This window comes from Nostoc sp. UIC 10890, from assembly GCF_054786515.1.
The window spans coordinates 4,461,415-4,487,322 of record NZ_JBSGKF010000001.1; the positions used below are offsets into that span (position 1 = coordinate 4,461,415).

At 39.8% G+C, this 25,908-nt stretch carries 22 protein-coding genes, 2 tRNA genes and 2 pseudogenes; 8 read left to right on the forward strand and 18 right to left on the reverse strand.

Annotated features, from left to right (window positions below):
- Positions 1 to 59: 59 nt before the first annotated feature.
- Positions 60 to 299, reverse strand: a complete 240-nt coding sequence (locus tag ACWATR_RS18375; RefSeq protein WP_460335323.1) for a hypothetical protein — start codon at positions 297 to 299, stop codon at positions 60 to 62.
- A gap of 73 nt (positions 300 to 372) precedes the next feature.
- Here ACWATR_RS18375 and ACWATR_RS18380 point away from each other — a divergent pair, with 73 nt between their 5' ends.
- Both ACWATR_RS18380 and ACWATR_RS18385 read left to right on the forward strand, forming a co-directional pair.
- Positions 373 to 663, forward strand: a complete 291-nt coding sequence (locus ACWATR_RS18380) for a hypothetical protein (protein WP_460335326.1) — start codon at positions 373 to 375, stop codon at positions 661 to 663.
- 1,177 nt (positions 664 to 1,840) lie between these two features.
- Complete coding sequence (locus ACWATR_RS18385) at positions 1,841 to 2,614, forward strand: KilA-N domain-containing protein (RefSeq protein ID WP_460335329.1); 774 nt, start codon at positions 1,841 to 1,843, stop codon at positions 2,612 to 2,614.
- A 29-nt stretch (positions 2,615 to 2,643) separates the two neighbouring features.
- Here the strand turns inward: ACWATR_RS18385 and ACWATR_RS18390 are convergent, their stop codons facing one another.
- Both ACWATR_RS18390 and ACWATR_RS18395 read right to left on the reverse strand, forming a co-directional pair.
- Positions 2,644 to 2,766 (reverse strand): hypothetical protein, encoded by a 123-nt coding sequence (locus ACWATR_RS18390; RefSeq protein WP_460335332.1) that lies wholly within the window; start codon positions 2,764 to 2,766, stop codon positions 2,644 to 2,646.
- Between the two features lie 305 nt (positions 2,767 to 3,071).
- Positions 3,072 to 3,263 (reverse strand): hypothetical protein, encoded by a 192-nt coding sequence (locus ACWATR_RS18395; RefSeq protein ID WP_460335335.1) that lies wholly within the window; start codon positions 3,261 to 3,263, stop codon positions 3,072 to 3,074.
- Positions 3,264 to 3,378: 115 nt separating this feature from the next.
- Here ACWATR_RS18395 and ACWATR_RS18400 point away from each other — a divergent pair, with 115 nt between their 5' ends.
- Positions 3,379 to 3,765, forward strand: coding sequence for a HEPN family nuclease (locus ACWATR_RS18400; protein WP_460335338.1), 387 nt, complete (start codon positions 3,379 to 3,381; stop codon positions 3,763 to 3,765).
- An 846-nt stretch (positions 3,766 to 4,611) separates the two neighbouring features.
- Here ACWATR_RS18400 and ACWATR_RS18405 read toward each other — a convergent pair.
- A complete protein-coding gene (locus ACWATR_RS18405; RefSeq protein WP_460335341.1) occupies positions 4,612 to 4,812 on the reverse strand; it encodes a hypothetical protein in 201 nt (66 codons plus the stop codon).
- Positions 4,813 to 5,209: 397 nt separating this feature from the next.
- On the opposite strand from ACWATR_RS18405, the pseudogene ACWATR_RS18410 reads away from it, so the two are divergent.
- Positions 5,210 to 5,764: pseudogene (locus tag ACWATR_RS18410) on the forward strand (nitrogenase component 1); the annotation flags it as partial.
- Between the two features lie 316 nt (positions 5,765 to 6,080).
- Here the strand turns inward: ACWATR_RS18410 and ACWATR_RS18415 are convergent.
- The gene (locus ACWATR_RS18415; RefSeq protein WP_460335344.1) at positions 6,081 to 7,589 is read right to left on the reverse strand and encodes an AAA family ATPase; all 1,509 of its coding nucleotides are present in this window, start codon (positions 7,587 to 7,589) and stop codon (positions 6,081 to 6,083) included.
- Between the two features lie 487 nt (positions 7,590 to 8,076).
- Between ACWATR_RS18415 and ACWATR_RS18420 the strand changes: the two genes are divergently transcribed.
- Positions 8,077 to 8,217, forward strand: coding sequence for a hypothetical protein (locus ACWATR_RS18420; RefSeq protein WP_460335347.1), 141 nt, complete (start codon positions 8,077 to 8,079; stop codon positions 8,215 to 8,217).
- Here ACWATR_RS18420 and ACWATR_RS18425 read toward each other — a convergent pair.
- From ACWATR_RS18425 to ACWATR_RS18460, 8 genes and pseudogenes are all read right to left on the reverse strand, one after another.
- Positions 8,214 to 9,274, reverse strand: a pseudogene (locus tag ACWATR_RS18425) (IS630 family transposase). The gene ACWATR_RS18420 and the pseudogene ACWATR_RS18425 sit on opposite strands and share 4 nt — an antisense overlap.
- Before the next feature lie 37 nt (positions 9,275 to 9,311).
- The gene (locus ACWATR_RS18430; RefSeq protein WP_460335350.1) at positions 9,312 to 9,737 is read right to left on the reverse strand and encodes a type II toxin-antitoxin system VapC family toxin; all 426 of its coding nucleotides are present in this window, start codon (positions 9,735 to 9,737) and stop codon (positions 9,312 to 9,314) included.
- Positions 9,734 to 10,051 (reverse strand): hypothetical protein, encoded by a 318-nt coding sequence (locus tag ACWATR_RS18435; RefSeq protein ID WP_460335353.1) that lies wholly within the window; start codon positions 10,049 to 10,051, stop codon positions 9,734 to 9,736. The genes ACWATR_RS18430 and ACWATR_RS18435 overlap by 4 nt, the downstream gene beginning before the upstream one ends.
- Positions 10,052 to 10,313: 262 nt before the next feature.
- Positions 10,314 to 10,736, reverse strand: a complete 423-nt coding sequence (locus ACWATR_RS18440; RefSeq protein WP_460335356.1) for a hypothetical protein — start codon at positions 10,734 to 10,736, stop codon at positions 10,314 to 10,316.
- A gap of 151 nt (positions 10,737 to 10,887) precedes the next feature.
- On the reverse strand, positions 10,888 to 11,811 hold the full coding sequence (ppk2, locus tag ACWATR_RS18445; protein WP_460335359.1) for a polyphosphate kinase 2: 924 nt from the start codon (positions 11,809 to 11,811) through the stop codon (positions 10,888 to 10,890).
- 213 nt (positions 11,812 to 12,024) lie between these two features.
- Positions 12,025 to 15,885 carry an AAA domain-containing protein gene (locus ACWATR_RS18450; protein ID WP_460335362.1) on the reverse strand — a complete coding sequence of 1,287 codons (3,861 nt, stop codon included), beginning with the start codon at positions 15,883 to 15,885 and terminating at the stop codon, positions 12,025 to 12,027.
- A gap of 39 nt (positions 15,886 to 15,924) precedes the next feature.
- Positions 15,925 to 17,817 carry a DUF4011 domain-containing protein gene (locus ACWATR_RS18455; protein WP_460335365.1) on the reverse strand — a complete coding sequence of 631 codons (1,893 nt, stop codon included), beginning with the start codon at positions 17,815 to 17,817 and terminating at the stop codon, positions 15,925 to 15,927.
- Between the two features lie 71 nt (positions 17,818 to 17,888).
- Positions 17,889 to 19,412: a slipin family protein gene (locus ACWATR_RS18460; RefSeq protein ID WP_460340511.1), complete on the reverse strand. Its 1,524-nt coding sequence runs from the start codon at positions 19,410 to 19,412 to the stop codon at positions 17,889 to 17,891.
- Positions 19,413 to 19,459: 47 nt separating this feature from the next.
- Between ACWATR_RS18460 and ACWATR_RS18465 the strand changes: the two genes are divergently transcribed.
- The gene (locus ACWATR_RS18465; protein WP_176727130.1) at positions 19,460 to 19,612 is read left to right on the forward strand and encodes a hypothetical protein; all 153 of its coding nucleotides are present in this window, start codon (positions 19,460 to 19,462) and stop codon (positions 19,610 to 19,612) included.
- A 586-nt stretch (positions 19,613 to 20,198) separates the two neighbouring features.
- On the opposite strand, the gene ACWATR_RS18470 is transcribed toward ACWATR_RS18465, so the two are convergent.
- From ACWATR_RS18470 to ACWATR_RS18480, 3 genes are all read right to left on the reverse strand, one after another.
- A tRNA-Met gene (locus ACWATR_RS18470) sits at positions 20,199 to 20,273 on the reverse strand.
- A tRNA-Met gene (locus ACWATR_RS18475) sits at positions 20,273 to 20,348 on the reverse strand. Before ACWATR_RS18475 ends, ACWATR_RS18470 begins: the two co-directional genes overlap by 1 nt.
- Before the next feature lie 187 nt (positions 20,349 to 20,535).
- The gene (locus tag ACWATR_RS18480) at positions 20,536 to 21,114 is read right to left on the reverse strand and encodes a hypothetical protein (protein ID WP_460335368.1); all 579 of its coding nucleotides are present in this window, start codon (positions 21,112 to 21,114) and stop codon (positions 20,536 to 20,538) included.
- Positions 21,115 to 21,283: 169 nt separating this feature from the next.
- Here ACWATR_RS18480 and ACWATR_RS18485 point away from each other — a divergent pair, with 169 nt between their 5' ends.
- Both ACWATR_RS18485 and ACWATR_RS18490 read left to right on the forward strand, forming a co-directional pair.
- Positions 21,284 to 21,937 carry a TraX family protein gene (locus ACWATR_RS18485; RefSeq protein WP_460335371.1) on the forward strand — a complete coding sequence of 218 codons (654 nt, stop codon included), beginning with the start codon at positions 21,284 to 21,286 and terminating at the stop codon, positions 21,935 to 21,937.
- Positions 21,938 to 22,564: 627 nt separating this feature from the next.
- On the forward strand, positions 22,565 to 23,524 hold the full coding sequence (locus ACWATR_RS18490; protein WP_460335374.1) for an orange carotenoid protein N-terminal domain-containing protein: 960 nt from the start codon (positions 22,565 to 22,567) through the stop codon (positions 23,522 to 23,524).
- Positions 23,525 to 23,707: 183 nt separating this feature from the next.
- On the opposite strand, the gene ACWATR_RS18495 is transcribed toward ACWATR_RS18490, so the two are convergent.
- Together ACWATR_RS18495 and ACWATR_RS18500 are read right to left on the reverse strand one after the other, a co-directional pair.
- Positions 23,708 to 24,901 carry a calcium-binding protein gene (locus ACWATR_RS18495; protein ID WP_460335377.1) on the reverse strand — a complete coding sequence of 398 codons (1,194 nt, stop codon included), beginning with the start codon at positions 24,899 to 24,901 and terminating at the stop codon, positions 23,708 to 23,710.
- Between the two features lie 550 nt (positions 24,902 to 25,451).
- Positions 25,452 to 25,685, reverse strand: coding sequence for an EF-hand domain-containing protein (locus ACWATR_RS18500; protein ID WP_460335380.1), 234 nt, complete (start codon positions 25,683 to 25,685; stop codon positions 25,452 to 25,454).
- Between the last annotated feature and the right edge of the window lie 223 nt (positions 25,686 to 25,908).

Genomic DNA, 25,908 nt, shown 5'->3' on the forward strand with positions numbered 1-25,908 from the left:
GTTAACAAGTATCCTGTATACATCTGTCTACAAGATTAACCTATTCGCATACACACTGCCTACAGATTGTTGACAGGTGAGTTATTGCTTTGTATATTAGTTGTATGCAGTTTGTGGACAGATATATACAGGTAGTAGCGAGTAAATCGTAGCGTCGTGTCGCTCCCAAGTTGACTACCCACATCTGATGGATAAATGATCATCCCCAATTGAGGAGTGCGATCGCAATAAGTTGCGAAATCTGCTTCAATGATTTCAGATACGACAAATGAAGTCAGCGCTTGAATGCGCCCCGGCAAGAGAGTCTCTTGCCTCTCCCCCACCGGCACGACTTCCCCCTTACCAGTTGACAGCCACTAAGGAGGCAATAGTATGTTAGCGTCTGATGCGCCCACATTGGGCAATTTTCGTCAAGCGTCAAAGTTTTGGCGTTTGCGAGTGAGTAAAGAATTCAGCAAGCCCGAATATTACATTGGTCAAACCGTGCTGCACAAGACAAAAGTGAAGCAGGGTGAAATCTTGTACCCGGTAACAGTGCTTGGTCTTTCCTGGACTGGCGTGGACTGGCAGTACATGGTTTCCTTGCCAGAAGAACACCCCTGGTTTGAGGTAGACGACAACGAATGGGATTGGGTCGATGACTATGAGTTAGAGCCAATGTAATTAATTAAACATCTATTACTAAGGGTGATCGTCATCGACGACGATCACCCCACGATCACCCCCCCCGATCACCCCTAAAGTTATTATCTGGCAAGGCTTCTAGCGATTGGTGATCGTCAACCTGTGAAAAATGCCCATTATTTTTTTCTGGTTCAGATTTTTTTCTGGTGATTTTTCTGTACTTAGACGATCAGCTTCGGCTGTATTGCTTACTGTGTCTAGACCGAGGGGGTGATCGTGGGGGGTGATCGGGGGTGATCGTCATCGAGGTGTCACCCCCCAAGGATCACCCAAGGATCACCCCCAGGATCACCCTATCAACGTATATACAGCAAGGAATACAGCCAAAGGTGATCCTTTTAGTGCCTCTGGCAATTTCCAAAAAAATTCCAAATCCAGAAATTTTGAAAACGTCAATTTTCAAGGATCAAGGATCACCTTTGCTCGAACACCTTGCCAGATAACGGTTCTGGGGGTGATCCTGGGGGTGATCCTGGGGTGATCCTGGGGTGATCCTGGGGTGATCGTCGTCGATGACAATCACCCCACCAGCACCCCTACCAGCACCCCTACCAGCACCCCCAGAGTTATTCCCTGGCAAGGCTTCTAGCTGTTGCTGATTGTTGAAGCTTGAAAATTGCCCGTTATTTTCTTCTGCTGACTCAACTTTTTTTTCTAGCGATTTTTCTGTACTTAGATAATCACCAACCTCTACATCGCTTGCTGTGCTTAGGTCGATGGGGTGCTGGTGGGGGGTGCTGGTGGGGTGCTGGTGGGGTGCTGGTTCTCAATTGATACACATCTTCCGTTTGAGTGCTTGATTGTTCTGGGCAAGTATTTGAGCCGTTTAGGGGGGTAATTTACTGAGAAAGTTGACAACGTGAATCCACGTTGTCAAACCCTGACTCTGAAGTTGACTCACCCCAAATGGGTGTGTCAAACCCGAACTCTGAAGTTGACTCACCCATTTGGGTGTGTCAAACCCGAATTTTGAAGTTGACTCACCCAAACGGGTGTATCAAAATGTGTATCAAATTTTATTTTGTAGCTTCCAATAGCTACTTGTTTCCACTGTGTGGTGCTAGTGTCTGTAGGCTAAAAAAACAACCCCTGCTTGAGCCGGAGTCGTTTAAGATTTTCAAAACAATGAAAAATTTATATATGTCAAACATAATATATGTCAAACATAGAGCAGTTTGGTAATTTGGTGCAAGATGCACGGCGAGATGACGACTACATCAACGCTACCAAGTGGTGTAAGCATTTTGAAGGTAGACTTGATAAGTGGAAGCGATTCCCAGAAACCAAAGCTAGATTCGAGCATTTGAAAAATACACAGTCAAATGCTGAACCCTGGATTGTTGAGCGCGTAGGTAAAACTTGGGTAACTTGGGTTCACCCAATCATGGCAGTTCATCTAGCCAGCTACCTCGATCCAGCCTTCGCCAACTATGTAGCCAAGACTTTTCTCAGGTATGCCGAGTCCGACCCAACGCTTGCTGCTGATATTGCCTCACGCCAAAACACAGTAGAAGGGCTGGATATCATCAACGAGGCAGTTCAGAAGCAGTACAGCTTCATTTATAAGCGCGATTGGATCTGTTTCACAAATCCAATTGCGCTTGATCACTTCAGAAAACAACCTGAGTGGGGAGAGGAGCTTTCTGAGTCTAATTTAGTGTCTCTCTTAAACAAAAAGTTTGGATTGCCTTGCGAAAAACTTGTTTTCAGTATTCCACTCTGTCAAGATACCTTCAACTTGTTAGAAGACTTTTTGAAAGAGAAATACCCTAACATTTATCAGAGTGCGTATACGGTTGTCGAGGGACTTTCAAAACCGTGTTCATTTGCATCGATAGAAGATGATGTTGCTTTATTTAGCTATTTCATTCTAGAAATTAATGATTGGGTAAGAGAGAAAGGTAGCAGTGATTGTAGCTTTTTGAGGTAGTGCCCGTGGACTACAAAAATGACCCCTGGTCAACGACTGGGGGTCGTTTTTGTACGCGATCGTTCACCGCTACCTACAGATGATGCATGAATTATCATCCCTGATTCAGGAAGTGCGATCGCCTTCAGCTTTAAAAAGGTGAGTAGTTGCAATCTGGCTGCACTGAAAATTGCAATGGTTGCCGATGCAATTTTTAACGCAGTTACAGCGCGAGAGTGCTAACTCTCCCGATTGGGACTTAACCCTTAAGTGAGTTTCACTCAACGACAAGTCGATGACAATTCAGCGATCGCTAACTTCCAACTCCTGGCTTCCAACTTCCACGAGCTAGTCAATGAAGTTGTAAGTTGAAGTCGGAAGTTACTGCAACGCGCAGCGCTGCCACCAGCAGCCGCCGATTATGTACAAAATCGAGCCAATACTGCACAAGGTTCTAGCGCGACATTGGCTAAGTGAGTTACTTTGCAGAAAAATACTCTTTATAGTTATAGATTTTCTCTATACTTGTTATCAATTCGCTTTCAGTAAGCTTGTCAAAGTTTTCTACAAAAACCTGTAGTTCTAATTTTAAAACTTCACGAGCGGAAGTCATAAGTTTTTGCTTGGCGTTGTCAGACTTTGATTTCAGATTCTCTAATTCTAAAGACATATTGCCCCTTTTGTTTAAGTAGTCTTGGTTTATAATTCCCGATAGGAAGCCATGTTTAACATCACTTTGCAAAAGGATCACGGTAAAAGTAGCTATTTCAAAAGTGGAAGGCAAAATGGAATATGACGAAATCTTTGAACGCAATTTTATCGCTCGAACTCTCGAAATTGTTGAGCAGTATGAAAAGTACATAATGGAATCTGTTTCGGAAACCCAGCAATTTGAAGTTACGCTACTCATCAATTGCTTACTCGGTCTTTTGGTTTTACCCCAAGAACGTTGCTATAAGAGTATTCCTGCTAAACCTATTGACGAACTAGAAGAATGGGGACTTTCGTCCGACTTCATCCAAAATTGGGGAAAACATCCCTCCGACTTCAAACCTGAAGAACATTGCACTTTGATGGAATTTGTTTACCGGCTCAGAAACGCCGTTGCTCATACCCGTGTTTGCCCGCACGGAAACGGCGTTAAAATCACTAGCCTTGAGTTCACCGACTGACAAGGTTTCTGTGCGGTTGTGCCATTTGATAATCTAAAAACTTTTGTAAAGAAATTGGCGGAGTCAGTAAAGCCACCACCTAAATTTCTGAGAGACTTTCAGTAAAAAGTTTCAATATTTGCAAGTTCCTTGCAAACTTGTTTCATGCAATGAAAATTGCAACGCAGTCACAGCGCAGTGCGATGGCGTACACGCCCACCTTCTACGATCGCAATTGAATAGATGTAACTTCCGGTTTTGACTTCCGACTTCCACAACTAGTTGGTGAAGTTGTAAGTTGAAGTTGGAAGTTGGGGCAACGTGCAGCGCCAAGAGCCGCCGCCGCCGATTATGTACAAAAAGGTCGGGCGATCAAGGTAATTCTCGCGTAACTAAAACTGGAACCCTTAAGGTTTCCTTAGCGTGAGTAATGCACTGTTTTTGAGCGGCTCTAGCCGTAAAGCGATTGCGCTTCCTGAGTCTTAACCCCCCGGCGTTGGAGAACATCAACAAATGTTCCGTGCTTTGGAAATGTTATACATTTCCCTATGTCCCGTACTCACGATGAAACTTAGGGGAAACATCTAATGTTCCCGCAGAAAAGATTGGTGAACAATAAAGATAAAAACCTAATAGGTTTCGCCAGAAAGTTCTAAGGATTTTAAACCACGCTAAAAACAAAGGACATATTAATATCTCCGAAAAACAAACCACCCTAAAACAAGCTAATTCTTCTTCGGCAAGTATACTTGTCACTGGTTTAATTCTTCCTGAAATTGCAACGAGTTTCCTTGTACATTTCAACTAATTTTTTCCACAGGAACCCTATAGGGTTCCATATAAAATCGACTTAAAATGATTCTCTTATCAAGCTGCCATTATTCGAGAGTGCAGCAGCGAGTTACCGCGTTGCATCCGAACGCAAACTGTGCAACAGTTCTCGCCAGCATCAAACTTTTGCAACGGTAGAGCATGAGCAGCGCGAATCTTGCGACCGCACAAAGTAAACCAAGTTGCTTGACCCGGTTTCTCATTATCCATTAGATGCAGTGCCTTGTTTTGGCTCATTGGCCTTCCTAGTAAATCCATGTCCAACACACTCGCGTTTTAAACAAGTGTATAAACTTTGACAGATATCCTGCAAGCAGTTGCAAAAATTTGCTGGACTACTTTAAGTTATCCGCCAGCGAATTTTGACGAAAATTTATCGAACAACATATGTTATCCGGCTGCAAATTTTGACTCATGCAACAGTGGTGCATCTCTAGTCGAGGGTTAAGGCTCGATTCCTAATTCTGTTGGGTACACAGCTAAAACTTCATAGCCCTTAAGCCACAATTTGCAAATCAGATTACCATTGCAGTGGGGTTTTGGATGTTTAAATCACAAGCTTTAAGACAAAAACAAGCCACGGGAAACGCAGACTTGCACAACCCCTGATATATAAGCATTATAGGCTTTAATCTACCGTATACCCTGGTTGGAATACAACTTCTTCGGTCCCACCAAGATTGCTGAATCTTTACGGGAAATCGCTTCTAAGTTTGACGAAACAATCCAAGCAAACGCTGAGAAAGTTATCGCCAAGTATCAGCCCACAATGGAAGCGGTAGTTGCTAAGTACCGCCCCCGTTTGGATGGTAAGACCGTTGCCATCATGGTTGGTGGTCTACGTCCTCGCCACGTTGTCCCAGCCTTCCAAGACTTGGGCATGAAGATGATTGGTACAGGTTATGAGTTCGCTCATAATGACGACTACAAACGTACCACTCACTACATCGAAAACGGCACCATCGTTTATGACGACGTTACCGCTTACGAATTCGAGGAATTTATCAAAGCGCTGAAGCCTGACCTAGTAGCTTCTGGTGTGAAAGAGAAGTATGTCTTCCAAAAGATGGGTCTTCCTTTCCGTCAAATGCACTCTTGGGATTACTCCGAACCTAGCGATCGCTCCTCAACATCATATAATGCAAGGTTTTTTCGCGGCGGTAGAAAAAAGAGTCTATTTCTAGCCTAAATGCAAGTTGCAGGGTTATCTAGGAAGAATCCGTTTTTATGCTTTAGATAGTATAACTCTTATGGAGTCTGGTTTTTAGATTTTTATTGCATTTTGCTCAAAGAAAAACTGTAAGAGAAAAGACTATTTTTAATGGTGATTTTTTAGATTAAATGGTGCATAGGCGTAGCCCGTCGTAGACACCACCAAAAGCAGGAGTAATTCATCTGGGAGTATATCTGTCTAATCTAAATACACCTAAACAACTCAAATCAGCAGCAGCAATAGTCTTAAACTCAGCATCAGCGCCTTGCAACTGTAAGCTGTATTTGATTTGTTAGACCTCTTGTGATGTAATCTCTTGCACCAATGGTATTTGTGAGGTTAACCAATCTTTTATATTAGCAACATAGTTAGCCCAGTCTTGACTAGAGCTAACCAGATCAATTATTTTTGATAATCCAGCGCCTCTATCCCAATCAAGCCTACTGATGATGTCGTCTACATACTTATGGCTGTTATCAACAGCGACAATCTCTTTTGCAACTCCAATTATTTCATTCCACTCGTCATCAATAATTTCTTTTAAATCAATTATAATGCTGTGAATATACTTTTCAGGATTAATGTTTTTTGGAAGATTTAAACATTTTATTTTCTCCAAGCTAGACTGTCGAAGTAGTTTTGCCTTTTCATCATCTCCTGTTAAAACTGTCTTTAAACATTCTTCTTGTTCTTCTTTAGTTTTATACACATCCCCATCCAACACAAAAATACTGTTCTCGCAACTTTCACCACATAGGAGTAATCCAGCTAAAACTGTGAAACAATTGATAGCTGCTCCAAATCTTTGTATGGATACATGTCTAGAAATACCTAATTGACCTGCGATTTTCTTGATGATTGCCACGGCAAGATCATCTTCAACAAAGACTTCAATTAGTCTAGGCTGAGTTCCTGTTAAACGATTTATTGCATCTGGTTTTGTCTCATTGAAGCAAAACGTTTTCTCTGATGTACCAAAAATATGTCTTATATTAATTAAATCTGACAACTCAATAATTGATTCTCTGTGTGTTGTAAATACCACTTGTAAATTATGGCTTTGCGCTCTTTCAGAGATAACTTTAATCAGGTTTTTCATTGCTGAGTCATGCAACAGAAGATCAAGCTCATCTATTAAAATAAGGCTATATTTAATGGCTCTAAAAACTCTTTCTAGTAGTAGAAATATTTTTTGCTCGCCAGCACTCATACTCAGTGCAGAGTATCTTATTCCGTTAGCTTCAACACCAATAAACTTTCTCCCTCTACCAGAATCATGAATATTATAAGCTGTATATTGCTTATTAAGACAATATGATGCCTTCTTTAGTATTGTAGTTATAATATCTTCACTTAGATTACTGGTCGAGTAATTAATTTTTACATTTCGTTTTTCTGCTTCAATAAGTGGAACACAACTATCTACACCGAAGTAATGTACGTTTCTTGTAGGTCGTCTTTTATATATTGGCTTCCATCTATCACTACTCTTTCCATAAGGCTGTTTTACATTTTCATGTAATTGAGATGCCTGTCGGTAGGTATGGAATAGTGTTAGTTCGCTACCTTCCCATAGCGCATCAGGATTTGGTAGAAAAAAATTACTAAATTTATAGTTTTCTTGCTCTTCATTTGGTGGTTGAAAACAAGATGCTAGCACATGAAGAATAGTTGATTTTCCATAACCGTTTGGGCCAAGAATACCAGTTATATTTTTCATCTCAAATGAGATACAAAGATCCTTGATATTCTTGAGCTTTCTAATCTCTAGCTTATGCAAGCGTTGTTGAGAAATCTGCATACATTTTTCTGTATTTTACCAGCCTAACTTATGAAATATGTTAAGCTTGCCTATTCTAGACTAACCATAATGATTTGTTAACGTACTTATTATGGAAAAATCTCATGTTCTACTGCTAAGGCACAGGGTTGAGGCTTCTCTTGCAGAGTAGCAACAGCATTCATCAATCCTCATATTTAGAGATTGTGTGTGAGATGCATAAGAATTAGACTGTTGGTGCGATCACATTCTTTGAAAACCAGCTTGCGATAGCGTGATGAGGGGATGTGATCGCATTAAACTGTCCAATCCTCTATTAACAGTCCGGCTACTTTGCTGAAATCCCGATGATTGCGTGTTAATAAAATTAATTTATGGGATGGTGCGATCGCAGTAAAAGAAGTAGACTGTTGTTGCGATCGCCCTCACTCGACACTAAACTAGGCGATCGCATTAAACCGTCCAATCCTCAATTAACAATATAGGTACTTTGCTGAAATCCCGATGATTGCGTGTTAATAAAACTAATTTACGAGATAGTGCGATCGCAGTAAAAGAAGTAGACTATTGTTGCGATCGCAGCTTCAATAGCGTTTTGCTTACTTGCGACACTCAATCATATCATGTCCGGGTAATGACTTACGATTAAACACCAATTTGAAGCCACCAATGAAAACCAGTTAAGCCACGAATTAACTCTGTCTGTTGGAGTAAAGATTGACACCGATGAAACAAGACATTCTCTAAATCATTGAGTGTCTCAAAAGAGCGATTAGCAATTGGTTCGTCAACCAAAGTCCACAGCCTTTCTGCGGGCTGTAATTCGGGTGAGTGAGATGGCAAAAAGATTAAGTGCAGCCCTTCAGGAATCTCCAAACCCTTGCTGGTATGCCATCCTGCTTGGTCAACAGCTAACAAAATACGTTTATCAGCACCTAAACCAAATTCTTGAGCAAAATCCGCTAAAACCTTGTTAAATAGCTCTGTATTGACATAAGGAAGAATCCACCAATAAGTAACTCCTGTTTTCGGATGTACAAAAGCATACAACCAGAGCCATTTAAACCGCCAATTTACATCAGCAATTGGTGTTTCTCCTTCTGGGACGTAAACTCGTCGCAAAACTGGTTTGAGTCCCAAGCGATGTTCATCTTCGCACCACAACTGAATTTCCGCATCTGGGTAGTTGGCTTGAAGTTCTTCTACTTCTGTAGCTATTTTTTTTTCCAGACTTCTTGCTCAAAAGGATCACTTTTTGTGTGAGACGGACGGGGTACTCTGAGCCTAAATGTCATCTGCCGCAATATTTCCCATCCCCTCTGTCTGCTAATATGAGTTCCTGTTACTTCACTTAACCAATCTGCCACCTTCCTGCCATTCCATAATCCTCCATCCGGTGCTTTTTCTTGTAACGCTTGCCATAACTGTGCCTGCTCGATATCATCCACTAGTGGCTGTGTACCTTGGTTGAATACTCTGCGATCGCCTAATCCTTGCACTCCTAACTCGTTGTATCTTTTTACTAATGCGTATATCCAGGTTCTGCTGTAGCCCGTTATTTCCTCGATTTCTTCCGTTTTTTTGCCTTGGGCTACTAACCAAATAATCTGGTACTGACGGCTTTCTATGCCGTCTTTAGCCTGACGGTAACGTTGTTCTAGCTCTTCAATACTTAGATGTGTGGCTACACTAATTCGTTTCGGCATTGGTCATCTTTGCACTCACCTCTTTTATCATAAGTGATTATCCGGACATGATATCAGACAACAAGATTGCAAAGCCTTCTTGGGTGAAGTGTTTATCGTGTGTCAGTACCTCTATGATCTCCAGTTGGCGCATGGTGTGCATAGAAATGCAATCTGTCAAGCTGTAGCCTTTATCAAAACGTTGAGAATACAGAGCTAGACCACCTAAAAAGGATTCGCGTGTTTGGGGAATAACTTGAACCCGATCATTTTGTAAAATGCTTTGTGCTAGTTGAAATATTCCGCTTCGGGTGTATCTACCAGCAGTTGAGAAATAATTCACAAACTCAGTCAGCACTTCATCGGTTGTAATTAGTTTTGTTTGCACCAGCGATTTGTGTATGTCTTGAGTGCGGACATGCCATGTATCTCGTGGATTAGCAAGCGCTATCCAGTAAAACGTGTCTACGAAAACAGGATTCATGCTGATGTTTGAGAAGTTCCATAGAGATACTGGTCGTGCTGCTCTGCACTATCTGTGTGCAAGTTAACCAGTTCTTCAGGAGGAATACTCTGAGCAAATTGCGCGAACTCGTTGAAGAGATTTAGCAGAGAGTTATCTGCTTGAACAGGAGAAGCAATTACTTGGGTGTTATCTGCTTCTTGAATACTATCTTGATTAAAACTTTGCAAGCTGCTAGATTGTGCCTTTACAGACTGTAAAATGTACAAAATTGCTTCTATCAGTTCCTCTGGTGCTTGCTCAATTTCTCGAAGAAGTTGCTCTTTCGCCGTCATTGCTTATACCCTCAAGCAAATACTTGAAATTTTACTATTAAGTTTAACTACCATCACTAATAATATTTTAAGCGATCGCTTTTAGGGATTATGTGTCAGATGCACAAGAAGTAGACTGTTGTTGCGATGTCTGCGACGGACTATAGGGCATCGCCCTCACTCGACAATAAACTAGGCGATGTCTACGACGGGCTGTTCGGTGTCGCATTAAACCGTCCAATCCTCTATTAACAATCCGGGTACTTTGCCAAAATCCCTTTAATCAATAATGACAATCAATCGCAACCACTATATTGTCTTGATATTGGCGTAAAAGACTTCGGAACTTTTCTAGCCATTCTTCATTGGATTTTCCTTCACGATCGTGCCACTTTCCATCAGGCGTAACGATAGCGTATGAAACTAAGTCAGACATTAGGGCAGAGATAGGACGAATATTGTCTTCTGATTGCACAATATCTAGCCCGTATCGACGTTGAAATTCTTCTGGGTTGAGATTGTAATGCTGCTCCTTACCCCAAATTAAGCCATCATACTGACCACCAATAGCAAATCCGTCACATTTTGCTTGCAAAGATGGATTATCTTCATCCGTTTCAAAATATGGCAGCATCAATTCTTTCGCCTTTTTGCTTGGGTTTGCTTCTGTGCGATCAACAATCACAAGTGTTAGAAAATGGCTCATCTTTCAGTACGTTAAATTGTGGTTATCATTGTTCCAAAAAATACGTTATGAATCATTAGGTTTAGCTTCTTGGGTGATGATTCCCAAAATAGCCGAAACTTTTTCTAGAGTAAAGTCGCTGTACTCCATAGTTTCGACTCAGGAATGTTGCTCAATACACTTGAGGGACAAAAAACTGCTCATTGCGGGGGGCGCGAACATAATCCTCAGCCACGGGTCTAGATGGAAGGTCTAAGGGAGGAGGTGTCATATCTTCGTAAGGAACTTTGCTCAACAAATGATGAATGCAGTTGAGCCGTGCCCGTCTTTTATCATCTGCTTCAATCGTAAACCAGGGAGCTTCTGGAATATTTGTGTAAGCAAACATAGTATCTTTTGCTTTAGAGTATTCTACCCAGCGATCGCGTGATTCTAAATCCATTGGGCTGAGTTTCCAGCGCCTTGCTGGATCGTGACTGCGAGAGAGAAAGCGTTTCTCTTGTTCTTCATCGCTGACGGAGAACCAGTACTTGATTAAAACAATGCCCGATCGCACCAGCATTCGTTCAAACTCAGGGCAAGATTGCATGAATTCTTGATATTCTGCTTCAGTACAAAAGCCCATTACTTTTTCAACTCCGGCTCGGTTGTACCAACTGCGATCGAAAAGGACTATTTCGCCAGCTGTGGGAAGATGTTGCACGTAACGCTGAAAATACCACTGAGTTTTCTCGCGATCAGAGGGAGTTCCCAGAGCCACTACACGGCAGCCACGAGGATTGAGTGGATCGGCAATGCGTTTAATTACTCCTCCTTTGCCGGCAGCATCGCGCCCTTCAAAGATGACGACAACTCGATAGCCAGTGTGCTTAATCCAGTATTGCATTTTGACTAGCTCAATCTGGAGTTGCTTTAGTTCCGTTTCAAAAGTCTTTTTGGGAATTTTCTTGGCAAAAGCTTCAGTACTACCATCAAAAATCCGTTTTGATTTTTTAGATTTGTTCTTGTGTTTTGCCTTCATTAGGTTTTCTATTAAGTCTGTAGAGGGTTGAACTAGACCATTATTTTGCTGGTTTTTCACTTCATCAATTGACATTGTAGGGACTCCATGCTGTTTAATCGGCATAATTAAAGCTTATCTATCAAGTATATGTTTTATTAATGCAGACTGAGTGTAAACATACACCTTCGCAAGTATTACTACACAAAGATGTAAATTTTTATCTATCCCCGTTATAATCAATTTCAATTTTTAGTTTAATGGCGCAATTGAGCAAAATACATTGAAAAGCGATCGCGGACAAACCTTTTAGCTATTTATTTGTTGTAGTTGTTTAATTTTTTCTATCAACAGACGAACTTGAACAGGTTTGTTACGAAACCAGTCTGTTGACCAAATGCGGTGAATTTTCCAACCAAGCCTTTCAAGTACCTGTTGTCTGAGGCGATCGCGATCTCTGGCAGTAGGTGAACTATGGTAAGATGCACCATCACACTCAATCCCCAGTAAAAACTCACCAGGGCGATCGCTATTAACTACACCAAGGTCAATCCGGTATCCTGAGCATCCAACTTGGGTGCGGATAGTGTACCCCTGCTGGACTAAGGTATGGTAAACATCTTCTTCAAATGGCGAGTCAAACTTAAGCGTATCTGTGTAAGAGTTACCTTGTAGTCGTTCTCCACCACTTGCTGCGTATTCCAAGTAATCATGTAGTAATTTTACACCTTTGCTTTGGGCGCGTGTTTTGTCGATGTCACCAGCCACAATAGAAGAAACAAGTGTAATTTTACTTTTTGCCCGCGTCACAGCGACGTTGAGCCGTCGTTCTCCACCTTGCCGATTTAGGGGGCCAAAGTTGAGATAAAGCTTACCTTGAGAATCACGAGCATACCCAACGCTGAGTATAATGGCATCTCGCTCATCACCCTGAACGTTTTCTAATGCTTTCAGAAAAAACTGAGGCGTGTTATCCCTGCAAAACGTCTCCAGATTAGGATATTCTTTTCCCAAAATCTCAATTTGCTCCCGAATCGCGTCGGCTTGGTTTTCGCTAAAGGCAATAATACCAAGGGATTGTTCTGGAAACCGTTGAAAATGCTCCAATGCCAACTGAGCAACCACTTGAGCCTCGCGTCGATTATCTGTGCGTCCACTGCGATCGTAAACGCCATCAGGAACGTGCTTAAACCACACTCCTAAATCTGGGTTTTGAACTGGATTTGGAAATGTAACTAAATTGTCGTCATAAAAATGATGGTTAGAGAAAGCTATCAAACGCTCATCTTCACTGCGGTAGTGCCATTTCAGTGTGCGTCCAAACATAAACTTTGAACATTCATCTAAAACGCTTTCATAGCTTGCATCATCCTCATCACCGATATCTTCTTGGCTGTCTCCGGTTGAGAAGAATGATGTGGGAGGAAGTTGTTTTTTGTCCCCAATTACAATCACTTGATTAGAACGGATAATTGAAGGAACAACATCCTCAGTCCGAAGTTGAGATGCTTCATCAAAGATAAGAACATCAAAATGAATTACATTTGGATTGATATATTGACTAACAGAAAGTGGACTCATCATCCAGCAAGGCTTTAAAGCTTTAGCAATATTTGGTATTCCCTTTTGTGTATCATTGAGGAGTTTACGAATGGGCAAATGTCGGCTTTTCTTATTCGCTTCTTTTTTCAAATTTTGCAACTCAGCTAGAGCAAGTGAAGTCTTTTCCCAGTTTTGCCAGCGTCGGACATGAAGCTGCTTTAAACGTTCTCTAGCAGTATCTAGTTGCTTAAAATCGAGTTTAGAAAACTCCTTTATTTGTCGTTCATGTACTTCTGGGTTGAAATTCTTTAACTCAGGTTTTTTGGCAAGAATAGCATCAAGGCATATTTGATAAATTCGCTTTTCTAAAACAGGGAACCATTGCTCTGGTTTGATTTGATTTTCACGTAAAGCATCTAAAAACTTATTATTACCCAGATTTTCGAGTTTCTGATAAGTTTCTTTATAAGTCAACCATTCTTGAAAATAAGGCAGTTCCGATTGAGCCAAGTTTAAGAATCTTTCTAGCTCGACAAAAGTAATTTGATTGCCAGGTAAGTAAGAATCTGTGATGTCACTTTCATCAAAGTGTGATAGCAGGAAATCTAATCCTTGCCTAATACGGTGATGGGCTGACTCATATTTCTTAACTAATTCAGCCAGTTCGCGCCGTTTAGAAGGAGAATTTAGAATGCGCTGGACTGAATCAGCAGAAAGCGAATACTTTTGTAAGCCAGTCAACCAACTTAAAGCTTGTTCGATTTCTTTTAACTCTGCCTCAGTAGAAACTTCCGGGTTAAATAAAGATCCAAAAACCTGACGAGGCTGGTAGTCAGTATGACGTAGCCTATTTTGTACAGACTCAATAGGATTAGGTTTGTTATCGCGCAAAGCATCTAAGAAATCCTGGACTCCTAAACTTTCTAGTTGTCTATAGATTTCTTTATATGTCAACCATTTGCGTAAGTCGCTTAAGTCGGATTGAGCTAGACTTAAAAAAGTTGCCAGTTCGGTAAATAAAATTTGATTGTGAGGTCGATATTGACCAATAATGTCATTCTCATTAAAGTATGAAAATAAGAAATCCATGCCCTGGCTAATATCTTCAGGAAGGGATACAAGTTTCTTAATTAATTCAGCCAGTTCGCGTCGTCCGGAGGAAGAATTCAGAAGTTGTTGAACTGAATCAACAGGAAGCGAATACTTCTGTAAGTAAATCAACCAACTTAAAGCCTGTTCAATTTCTTTTAACTCTACTTCACTAGAAAATTCTGGGTTAAATAAAGATCCAAAAATCTGACGAGGCTGGTACTCAATTTGACGTAACTTATTTCTTACAGACTCAATAGGATTAGGTTTGTTGTCGCGCAATGCATCTAAGAAATTTAGGACTCCTAAATTTTCTAGTTGCCTATAGATTTCTTTATAAGTCAACCATTGGCGGAAATTGGGTAAGTCGGATTGAGCTATGTTTAAAAAAGTTGCCAGTTCGGTAAATAAAATTTGATTATGAGGCTGATATTGCCCAATAACATCATTCTCATTAAAGTATGAAAATAAGAAATCCATACCCTGGCTAATATCTTCAGGAAGGGATTCAAGCTTCTTAACTAATTCAGCTAATTCGCGTCGTGTAGAGGGAGAATTTAGAAGCTGCTGGACTGAATTTGTAGGAAGCGAATACTTCTGTAAGCCAGTCAACCAACTTAAAGCTTGCTCGATTTCTTTTAACTCTGCTTCACTAGAAACCTCCGGGTTAAATAAAGAGCCAAAAACTTGACGTGCTGGGTAATTGCTTTGATATAGTTCGTTCCGTGCAGCTTGTATTTGAACCGCTTGCGCCAAATCACGTTTTAATTCGTTGTGAGAAACTTGCCCTTTTTTAGTACTGAGTTTATTCAAAAGCTTGACATCTCGTCTGTATCTGGAGTTAAAAATTCTAATCAGCCAAAAGCGGCTATATTTCTGATATCTATTAGCTAAAGCAGGTAATTCTGAAGAGAATAATTCAGGATGATATTTTTGTTTTAAAAGTGGCTCCTTGTCTCCCAGAGTTTTAATATCTGCTTTCATTTTGCTGAAGGCATTCTGAGCGATAGAAATATCTAATTCAGTCCAATTATTGGGTAAATTAGATGGAGCTTGTAATATATGTTTAAGAGCAGGAATGCAAGCTTCTATATCTCCCGCATTCAATAAAGGCTGAATATTAATAGTTCTTTGAAGCTGTTGGCTAGTTGTCTGAATTAAAGAAATTGCTTGTTGAAATTTATTAAATTTATTATTTATTTCTAATTCCAGTGTATCAGAGCAAGATTTTAAAGTACTTTGTGCCCAAATAGTTGTTTTCTCTCCTCTTAAAAATGGGAGAAATGAAGAAAGCCGAGCCAGCAAATTTTGTGCTTCTTGCGAAAGCTTATTTTTTTCAATCTCTTGAATGTCTGTTTTTAGAATCCTGAAAGCATACTGAGCAATTGCTATATTTACTCCAGTCCAGTTATCAGGTAAATTAGGTGGAGCTTTCAATATATGCTGAATAGCAGGAAAGTAAGTTTCTACATTTTCCAAACTCAATAAAGGTTTAATCCTTAGAATAATTGCAATCTGTTGGCTAGCTGTCTGAATCAAAGAAATTGCTTGTTGAAATTTATTGATTTTATTATTTATTTATAACTCCAGCATTTCAGAGCAAGAACTTAAAGTACTTTGTGCCCAAATCGTTGTTTTTTCTCCTCTTAAAAATGGGAGAAATGAAGAAAGCCGACTCAGCAAATTTTGTGCTTCTTGCGAAAGCTTATTTTTTTCAATCTCTTGAACGTCTGTTTGCAGAATAGTGAAAGCATTGTGAGCAACTGCTACATCTACTCCAGTCCAGTTTTCTGGAAGATTGGATGGCGCTTTTCGTATATAGTCTATGGCTGGATAACACTTATCTAAAGACTCTAAATTCAATAAAGGTTGAACTTGGAGAGTCTGTTGTAATTCTTGATTAATCTTTTGGACTGAAAAAATTGCTTGCTGGAATTCCTCTATTTTTTGTGTAATTTGCAATTCCATTTCATAAAAATAAGAATCTAGAGAACTTTTTTCCCAAATAGTTGTTTTTTCTCCTGTAAAGAAAGGAACAAATTTTGCTAATTGATTTAATAAGTCTTCTGCCTGTTGTAATCTACTAACATTCCATTGGCTAAAGTTGGAAAATATGACATTAATATTGGGAACTGCTTCGCGTTCTTTTTTCAAAAGCTCACCAAATATCTCAAAAGGCGATTTATCTAGAGGCTGTTCTTTAGTATGTAAACTTGTCAGATATAATTTTAGCGATTGACGAGTAGAAATAAGCTGTTCAAACAAACCGTGATAATTTTCTGCTCCGTAAATTTGTTTGATATATTCAATAGTTTTTGATAAATTATTTACAAGCTCCCGCTTATCTGTTGTTCCACTATGGTGGAGATTAAGACATATATGGTCTAAACCACATTCAGCCATACGCTTATAAACTACACTTAGCGCTGTTTCCTTTTCTGCAACTAATAAAACTGATTTGCCATCGCCAACTAGTTCAGCAATTATATTTACAATAGTTTGACTTTTGCCCGTTCCTGGTGGCCCTTGGACAACAAAGCTAGAACCAGATTTTGCTGCTTCAATCACGACTTGCTGGCTAGAGTCAGCATCAAGAATTTGAAATATTCGCTCAGGTTTAACTTGTGAATCTAGAGCAGATGCAGGTAGGGGTTCTTTATAGTTAGACTGATAAGTAGTTAAATCACCACTAATTGCTTGTAAAATTGGGTGATCAAAAATTAAAGCTTCATTTTCGATAATATCCCGAACCATTGCAGCTTTTGCATAAGAGAACAGTGAGAGAAATACATTCTCTTTGATTTGCCATGTCTTCTGTTCTGCTAGTAGCTCCTCAATTTCAGCAATAATTTCGTCATAAGTTAGTGTTTGTATAGCTTCTACCTCTGGAAGCTCAATCCCAAAAGTTAGCTTTAACTTTTGTGTCAGCGTTGGATTTAATACAACATCTTCATCTAATAGAGATATTTTATAAACATCTCGTCTAGGTTCTTTAATTAACTCTACAGGAACTAAAATTAGTGGTGATACCAAAATATCTTCTGGCTTATCCTTGTCCTTGTCATACCAAGTCAACGTTCCCAGCGCCAAGAATAGGCTGTTTACCCCTCGTTCTTCAAATGAGCGTCGCGACTCAAGACGCAATTTATTCAGTCGTTTCAGTTGTTCACTGCCTCTTTGACGAGTAATTAATTCAAGAGGATTTCTTTGTGCTGATAATGCCTTGGTATTTCTGGACTGAATAATATCTTGATGTTCGCCATCAAGTATTTGAAAATAAAGCGATTTCTTATCTTCTGTCAGATTTTTGAAGAGAACATCTGGTTCTTCTGTCAGAATTTCTAATATTCGAGGACTATCTTGCCGAAACTTGATGAGAGGATTTCGTCGTCCTAAGTCAGCCAGCCCAGCTTTCCACTTTGCAATTTTTTGAGCAAGGTTTTGTTGAGAGTCTGAAGCTGACTGTCGCATACTCGTTTTTTCGTAGATAGACCTACTGTTATTATACTGGTCTTTTACTGCGTGAGTATTTGCCGCGATCGCTACGGATTCATCCGAATCAAGTCTGTTAAAATACTATCTAAGCTGCCATTAACTTGAATGCGATCGATCTTCTCTGCAATCCGCTCTAATACTTCGAGTTCCTTTAAACGCAACGCAACGGGGTTATCCTCCATCACCTTGGCAGTGTTTAGCATACTGCGAGTCGCAGCAGTTTCTTCTCTACGTCTGACTACGTTAGCTTGAGCGGTTTTTTCTGCCTCCACTACTTTGCTCAAGATAGCCTTAATCTCACCAGGTAAAATAATATCTTTGACACCTACAGAATCGACTTCAATTCCATAGTCTGCGGCTTTCTGGCGAATGTATTCAGAGATGCTTCTATCAATTGCACCTTTATCTTCTAATAAAGCATCTAAGTTGCGTTCGCCAACTGCACCACGCAAAGCAAACTGTAATTCTTTGTACAAATAACCAGAAATATCTGATAACCCGTTTTTTGCCCTCAATGGGTCGAGTATGCGAAAGCCAGCCGTCAAATTCAACCGCAGAGGTACTTTATCTTTAGAGAGGATATCTTGACCGGATACTTCCATATTTTGTAGTCGCAGGTCGATGGCTTCGGTTTGAAAAGAGCGTCCAAATAACCACCAAGCATGTACCCCTGGCGATCGCAATCCTTGAAACTCTTGATTAATGTATACTAGTCCAACGTGTTGTGCGGGAACTTGGCAAATATGCAAACAGTTGCGACTGAGCAATTTTACTTCTGTTGAACCTTCAACTAACTCAGCTACTAAGTTAGGCTGTAACTGAGCATCTGCGCTGATGTCGAGAATTTCCACTGCAACACCTTGCCAAAATAGTTTGCGGCTTGTGGGCGGCAAAATAGAAATCACTTTCCCTCGATAGCGCACAATTGCAACTTGCGAAGCCAGTAATTGCACGGTTTCACAGTAAGCAGCAATAAAGTCGGGATGTTTTTCAATGAGTACATCTTCCAGGGGAAAATCTGGGTTAGGGATAATCCGGCTGAGAATTCGGACTGTAACATCTCTATCTACCGACCAAAAAGCATACTCTCCTGGTTCTAGAGGTCGCACAAAATTGTTTTGCAGATATAATAAACCAATCTCATACTCGGAGATTTGGAACTTTTTCAGTCCATTCAACGCAACTGAGCGCAATTGCTGTACAAAGGAACTAGGTAATTCTAAGCTTTCTTCCAAATTGAATATATGAGACTCTACCTCAATAAAACCACGCCAAAAAGCAATCAATTTATTTGGTGCAACGCTTACCCAATTTTGACCATAGCGGACTAACGCAACTTGGTTGAATGCAGTTCTGATAATCAATAAATGTTCTTGCAGTTCGGCTTCGTGATTTCGCAACAACAGTTCTAGATTTTCAATCTGAGTTAGTGGCTGATTGAGATCATAAATTTTTACTTGCCAATGCCGACCAAAATATGTATGCGTACCAGGTTGCAAAATTTTCTTAAAGTCACTGCGGTGATATAAGATGCCGATTTCGTTAGGTTTGATATAAAACGTTTGCCACATAGTAATTTGCATAGAGAATTTGCACGATATTTTAGATAAGCTAGGCGATGCTTGCGACTGGCGTAGCGATGTCTACGACGGGCTACGCCAACGCAACTAGTCAAGAATATTTAGTCAAGACATTTATAACCTTCTTTAAACTTAAATACCACCTGCAAGAAAACTTGTCATCTTCTACGATGTCTGGATTAATCAAATAGAATAAAAATGTTAGTTCGTAGTAAGGAATTTAGTCCTAGCTTTGAGGACTGAAGCCCCTACTACAAACTGCTTATTATGGGTGATTTGACAGATACCATATTACAGCTTGAATATAGGAATTATTGAAGTTTGCAACCTTGTAGAAAAAGGCTCAAGGATTTGTTTTAGCTATTTGTACTACTATAATACTACAAAATGTTTTTTAACTCTGCTAGTGCAAGTGTTTACAGTTCAGGTGTGGGCAAAAGCTTCTCCAAAGCTGGATTAAGATTGCTGTTATTTTTCCCCGACTACTCAATGGCAATCTAGAAAAAAATAACCGCGCTCAAATATGCCGTTCGTTTGCCAATCTAGAATCCCGCAGGAAAACTAGATGTAGGAAAGGAAGGAACATACTCAAGTTAGAGAGAAATGCAGTTGCGCTTACTCCTTAACTGTGGCTACCGAACATCACCCTTACGAGTGATGACCGACAGCAAAACACTTGCACGCAGAGTTGAGAAAATGAGGGGTCTCGAATCTGTTAAGATCCGTACCATATTGGCTACCTTAAAAGGGTAGTGTCTTTTGACCCGGACAGGGTTTTGGGTGAAAGTATAGGAATCGAACCTACAACACATCGATTATGAGTCGATTGCTCTACCAGTGAGCTAACTTCCTGGAGTTTGATACAGGACTCGAACCTGTGACCCATCGATTATGAGTCGATCGCTCTACCAACTGAGCTAATCAAACGATGGTATAGTTTAAAGGACTCGGCGGTATACGCTTATGCAAAAGCTTGGCGCACCAGCTAGGCATATAGAACCTAAACAATAGCTTTGTAACTTTGTTACTATCCCGCTCCAAATTTAGCATATAGAAATTGTGAGGTGCTACAACTACGCCCATCGTCAATATCGCCTCAATTCCTTGTTGTAACTCAGTCTGGGAAAGCTAAACCAGTCATGGGGTCACGAATATATAACCCTAGTGTCAGGCTACGCATCGCTTCATCCCAAACGGGTATTAATTGTTCTGCTTGATCTGCCCAATAATCGAATGTAATCAAGCACTGAACATTCGACCCCAAACCAATGCAAGTCCGCGAAAAAGCTTCCCGTGGTTCTTCTTGAACATCAATGAACTTCATCTCTGTCCAGACAATTCTGGCGGTTTGACGCTTGACAGTAATAATTTCCCCCTTGGAAATGATGTTGCGACTGTCATCTTCCAGGACTTTCTTCAACGTGGATTTTAGCGGAAACTGGCTCCAGTCATTGGGTGGCAGACGATTAAAAGATACTTCTAAGCAGCAATCATCGTTGGGCGGTTTTTTATCCATGAACTTGAAGGATTTCTCTTGTGGCTCAAAAACCCAATTCTGGGGAACATTGAAGCGAACAGCGCCTCTATCTGCAACAAATATTTTGTAGCCTGATGGAGATTCCCAGCGATGGTCAGGTTTTAGTTCAAGCGTTTCTTTAATCCACTGGAGATTGCTTTTCTTACGCTTTGCCATAGTGTTTTTGTTATTTCTGCTAAAGAGGGTGTCACTAAACAGCCCTTCGTAGATATTGCCCTTTTTGTTAATGTTATCAAATTGCTAGGATTTTGAATAACTCTTATATTAAATAAATAAAGTTTTAGATATTTTATATTAACGAATCTAATAAGGTAACTGTAACGTTGTGATTAAAGTTTCAGCTTTTAACATTAAAATCTTAGCAGTAGTATTCATGGTTATGGATCATGTGTGCTATTTGCTAATGCCAGAGTTTCTAATCTTGCACTTTTTTGGGCGATTGAGCTTTCCCCTTTTTGCATGGCTCTTGGCAAAAGGCGAAAAACACACCAAAAATGTGTACCGCTATGGAAGCAGGCTATTAATTACAGCAATTATATCTCAGCCAATCTATAGTTTTATTTTCCAGAGGTTATCATTTAATATTCTTTACACGCTTGTTCTTGGACTTGTGATGTTGCGCTTAGTAAAGCGTTATCCGCAATTATGGCAGCAATCAATAATTATTGGATTGTGTGCAGTAGTTGCCGAGAACTTGGACTTTTCCTATGGAGCTTATGGGATTGGAGTAATTTTCTTGATGTCCCTTACAGATAAACTAAAGCCCAAAATATGGTTGCTCTACTGGTGCATCTTTCACTTTTTTACTTTAGTAATCCTATCTATGATTAATATATTTCAAGGTTGGGCAATTTTTGCAGGACTCATTGTTTTTCAATTCAATGGTAAACAAGGTTCACGAACTAGATGGTTCTATGTATTTTACCCGGCTCATTTAATAATCTTAGGAATAATCAATTATTTAATATATTCCAGATAGATTCATGATTGATCAGCGATGTCTACGAAGGGCTACGCTTACGCTAAGGTTTGATCATAGGCAAATTATAGTGCATTCCATCCTTGCAAACCACATACAGCCATCTCGTAACTAAATGGCGATCGCAAAAAATTGTAAGTTGTGTCTTACTAATAAACAAAGCGAGGACTTACATCAGACGGATTTCACTTGATTTAGCCCAACCTACGGCTAGAGATAAATCTGCCAGTAATTAAAAAAACTAATTGAAGCAATTACCAAATTCTATTTGTAGTGTCAAAAAAGTGAAAACGTAGATATCTGTTTCCATAGATAGATAATATATAGTTAAATATCTTTCTTTAGAAGGATATCTTTTTCAAAAAAATACTTTGATTTAACTAGAAATTTGAAATAAATAGTAGATATACATTTCATTCAATGATATTCATCAGATAAATCTTAAAAATCTTAGTCTTTTGTTAATCTTTACCAGCTATGATGCCAGAGTAGTAAATAAAAATGAATCAAATTTGAAAATCTAGGGATAACTATGTCATCCAATAAAAATGCCCTAGATTTACCCTTCTAGCTACAAAATGTAGTTAAAAGCAACTACTAAATAGGTAAATCTTTAAGGTAATAAGCATGACTTATAGTATCGAGTCCGCACGCAATATTTTCTCTAGCACTCAAGTGGCAGATGCAGTTCCAGCCACTACAGCAATGTTTGCTAAACTCAATGTTGACGATCAACTAGCATTTCTCTGGTATGCCTACGCTGAACTAGGTCGTACAATTACTCCAGCTGCTCCCGGAAAAGCAAATCTCCAATTAATGGAAGGTATATTCAACGACATTAAGCAGATGTCTCATGAAGAACAAACGCAGTTAATGAGAGATTTAGCGAGTAATGCTGATACTCCCATCAGCCGTTCTTATGCATACTTTGGTGTCAACGCCAAATTAGGATTCTGGTGGCAGTTAGGAGAGTGGATGAAAGAGGGTATCGTCGCTCCTATGCCTGCTGGCTATCAAATGTCAACTGAAGTTAAAGCAGTGCTAGAAGCTGTTCAGAAAATCGATCAGAGTCAGCAAATTACTGTACTACGTAATACTGTAGTAAATATGGGCTTCGATCCATCTCTGGCTGATAATAAACAGGCAGAAGTCATAAACTTTAACTTCCCACGTACATCCCTAAGTCCCCAATTTACGATCGAGGGAGTTACAGAACCGACAGTGCTGAAATACATTGAAGCGATGAATGCAGATAACTTTGAAGCTGCTGTTGCTTTATTTGCTAACAACGGTGCGCTGCAACCACCCTTCCAAAAACCAATTGTTGGTAGAGAAGCAATCACTGCCTACCTAAGAGATGAGGGACAAGGGTTAGTGATGAAGCCAACCAAAGGCATTTCGGAAACCATAGAAGATGGTTATACACAGCATAAGATTACTGGTACGGTAGAAACTCCTTGGTTTGGAGGTAATGTTGGGATGAACATTGCTTGGCGATTTTTACTCGATCCTCAAGGTCAAATTTACTTTGTGGCTATTGACTTACTTGCTTCTCCCAAAGAACTGCTTAACCTAACTCGCAAGTAAAATTTCTTTGTCTTAATACAAAAGCAATTGCGTTTGTTTAAGATAATACGTTACATACGACTACACGCAAAAATCCCCCAACCCATTATTTTTCAAGGGTTAGGGGGAATTTAGGTTTCAGGTTTTCAGATCGTAAGTCCTAACATATTCTATGCAGTTAGGCGATCGCACTGACTCCAACTCCTACACTAAATTTACTGAACCTGTATATCCTTTGAGAATTCCCAAAGAACCACCACATGAACTAATCAACGTATCATTTCCTACCCGGCTGAAGCTGGCATTTAAGCCGCTGACATTTAAGCGATCGTTGCAACCAAAGCCATAGATAGCAGCAAAGCCACTGCTCCCTAAAACTACTGTATCTGTGTCTTTCTCTTGACCCAAGTAGACTGTATCATTTCCCCCGCCTGTTACCTCAATAGATGAACCAAACAGGTTTGTATCCGTACTTAAAGGGTTAGGAAGACAAACCGTTTCTCCTCGCAGATTGATTACATCGTTCCCATTTCCCCCATAGATAGTGTCATTACCTGACCCAGCAAAAATTAAGTCATCACCTGAGCCAGACCTAATTGTGCTGTTTGTATCACTTGTAATAATTGTGTTGTTACCATTACCTGCAAAAATCTCTGCAAAACTTGAATTAGAGGTTCCAGCAGCCAAAATAAAATCATCGCCGCTGCCAGCTTTAATTGTGGTTTCGCCATAGGGAACAACAGCAATTTGATTATCACCATTTCCAGCTTTTATAGTTTGGTTGTAGGATGACAATTTTGCATCAAAAATATAAGTCAATATTGAAATTTCACTGGTGATAATATCATTTCCTGAGCCTGCATTGATATTGGCATCTCCGCTTCCCAGCAAAATTAAGTTGTTCCCATTTCCCGCATTAATGGTTCGGTTGGCGAATCCACTTAAAGAGAAAATATCGTCGCCTGATCCTGCTGAGGCAACTAATGTTGAAATTGGCTCTAATCCAATAATATTACCATCAGCATCGAATAGATACTTCCCACCGTAATCGTCTAAAAAGTTGTTTCCACTGCTCAAAGAAATTGTGTAATTGCCTGATCCTAAACTGACATAATCATCTCCTGCTCCAGTACGAACGATCGCATCAAGCACATTAGAATTGCAAGACATTGGACTAGTTTGCAAAACCTGACCACTAAAAATGCTAGTATCAAAATGAAAGATTAAGTCTAGTTCTCTTCCTAGTAAGACAACATCGTTACCATTTCCCGTGTTCACAACATTGTTGTTGCCTTCTACAATAAACCAGTCTGGATTGGCAGTTCCTAAAACTTTCTGATCACTATCTGAAATAACTTTTTCAGTATAATTAATCCCACGAAAAAATTGTGATGTCATAAATATTTCCTTTATAGCTCAATCCAGTTCAGTGAAGACAAAAAATGATGTAGATGAGCCATTATTCTGAAAAATTCAATAGAATCCGGTGAATCCCAAAAAATTCTTTCTACGAATCATAAATTAGACTTTACAAATATCTTTTAATATATTTACCTAGTACAGCACGGCGGAAATAAACCACCCATTCCCAATCAACAAAACCCTTACGCTGTCTTCATTTTTAATTTTTAATTTTTAATTCCGCCTTGCGGTACTAGTTCCCAGTCATCGGCTGGGAATGCCAGATTGAGTCTAGCGATGGTAAGGTTCAGCTTTTGTCGAATGTTTAGGATATTTGATTAGCACTTCTTAGTTCTGACTTTTCACGGGATCTGGAAAACCTCACTTCTATTTCTCTCTCCTACAAGGAGAGAGACTTTGAATCTTCCCCCTTCCCTACAAGGGAAGGGGGTTAGGGGGTTAGGTTTTTCGTTGGCTTTTCCACATGACGTGAAAAGTCAGGGGCTAGAGAGGGATTTTTGGGTATTGGGTGTTAGGGATTGGGTTGCTAGTTTAAATTATTTGCTTTCTCAACTGCTTCCTTTAACTCTTCAAAGGTAATACTGCCGTCTCCGTCTGAATCATAATTTACTAGCAATTCCTGGGGACTAGTGGTATTTGTTTCTGATGAAATGATTGCACTTAAGCCAGGACTTAAAAACAGATCATTAATGGATACTTTGCCGTCTTGATCGCTATCTAAGGTATTAAAAAGAGATTGAAGCTCTTGCTCGGTTGCCATAAGTTTCTATCTGAATTAGTTTTTCAACTTAATATCTCATTAATCTCTGACTAATCTCTCAAAAATCAATAAACTTGTATCTTTGGACATAGAAACGGCTATCGCTGGGCTTAGATCAGTTGTACGCTGTGGGTTACAGGGTTTACAGTCTGACGATGAAAATAAAGAAGAATTCAGCTATTCTGAATTCAGAAGTCAGAATGAAGAAGCTCTCTACGTTCGC

Excerpts from the sequence above, each read along its gene's own strand:
- ppk2 (WP_460335359.1), bottom strand. The coding sequence starts at position 11,811 with ATGTCAATTGATGAAGTGAAAAACCAGCAAAATAATGGTCTAGTTCAA.
- ACWATR_RS18465 (WP_176727130.1), top strand. The coding sequence starts at position 19,460 with ATGCTTGCGACTGGCGTAGCGATGTCTACGACGGGCTACGCCAACGCA.
- ACWATR_RS18460 (WP_460340511.1), bottom strand. The coding sequence starts at position 19,412 with ATGTGGCAAACGTTTTATATCAAACCTAACGAAATCGGCATCTTATAT.
- ACWATR_RS18500 (WP_460335380.1), bottom strand. The coding sequence starts at position 25,685 with ATGGCAACCGAGCAAGAGCTTCAATCTCTTTTTAATACCTTAGATAGC.
- ACWATR_RS18490 (WP_460335374.1), top strand. The coding sequence starts at position 22,565 with ATGACTTATAGTATCGAGTCCGCACGCAATATTTTCTCTAGCACTCAA.
- ACWATR_RS18405 (WP_460335341.1), bottom strand. The coding sequence starts at position 4,812 with ATGAGCCAAAACAAGGCACTGCATCTAATGGATAATGAGAAACCGGGT.
- ACWATR_RS18380 (WP_460335326.1), top strand. The coding sequence starts at position 373 with ATGTTAGCGTCTGATGCGCCCACATTGGGCAATTTTCGTCAAGCGTCA.
- ACWATR_RS18455 (WP_460335365.1), bottom strand. The coding sequence starts at position 17,817 with ATGCGACAGTCAGCTTCAGACTCTCAACAAAACCTTGCTCAAAAAATT.
- ACWATR_RS18430 (WP_460335350.1), bottom strand. The coding sequence starts at position 9,737 with ATGAATCCTGTTTTCGTAGACACGTTTTACTGGATAGCGCTTGCTAAT.
- ACWATR_RS18480 (WP_460335368.1), bottom strand. The coding sequence starts at position 21,114 with ATGGCAAAGCGTAAGAAAAGCAATCTCCAGTGGATTAAAGAAACGCTT.
- ACWATR_RS18415 (WP_460335344.1), bottom strand. The coding sequence starts at position 7,589 with ATGCAGATTTCTCAACAACGCTTGCATAAGCTAGAGATTAGAAAGCTC.
- ACWATR_RS18395 (WP_460335335.1), bottom strand. The coding sequence starts at position 3,263 with ATGTCTTTAGAATTAGAGAATCTGAAATCAAAGTCTGACAACGCCAAG.
- ACWATR_RS18385 (WP_460335329.1), top strand. The coding sequence starts at position 1,841 with ATGTCAAACATAGAGCAGTTTGGTAATTTGGTGCAAGATGCACGGCGA.
- ACWATR_RS18495 (WP_460335377.1), bottom strand. The coding sequence starts at position 24,901 with ATGACATCACAATTTTTTCGTGGGATTAATTATACTGAAAAAGTTATT.
- ACWATR_RS18400 (WP_460335338.1), top strand. The coding sequence starts at position 3,379 with ATGGAATATGACGAAATCTTTGAACGCAATTTTATCGCTCGAACTCTC.
- ACWATR_RS18435 (WP_460335353.1), bottom strand. The coding sequence starts at position 10,051 with ATGACGGCGAAAGAGCAACTTCTTCGAGAAATTGAGCAAGCACCAGAG.
- ACWATR_RS18440 (WP_460335356.1), bottom strand. The coding sequence starts at position 10,736 with ATGAGCCATTTTCTAACACTTGTGATTGTTGATCGCACAGAAGCAAAC.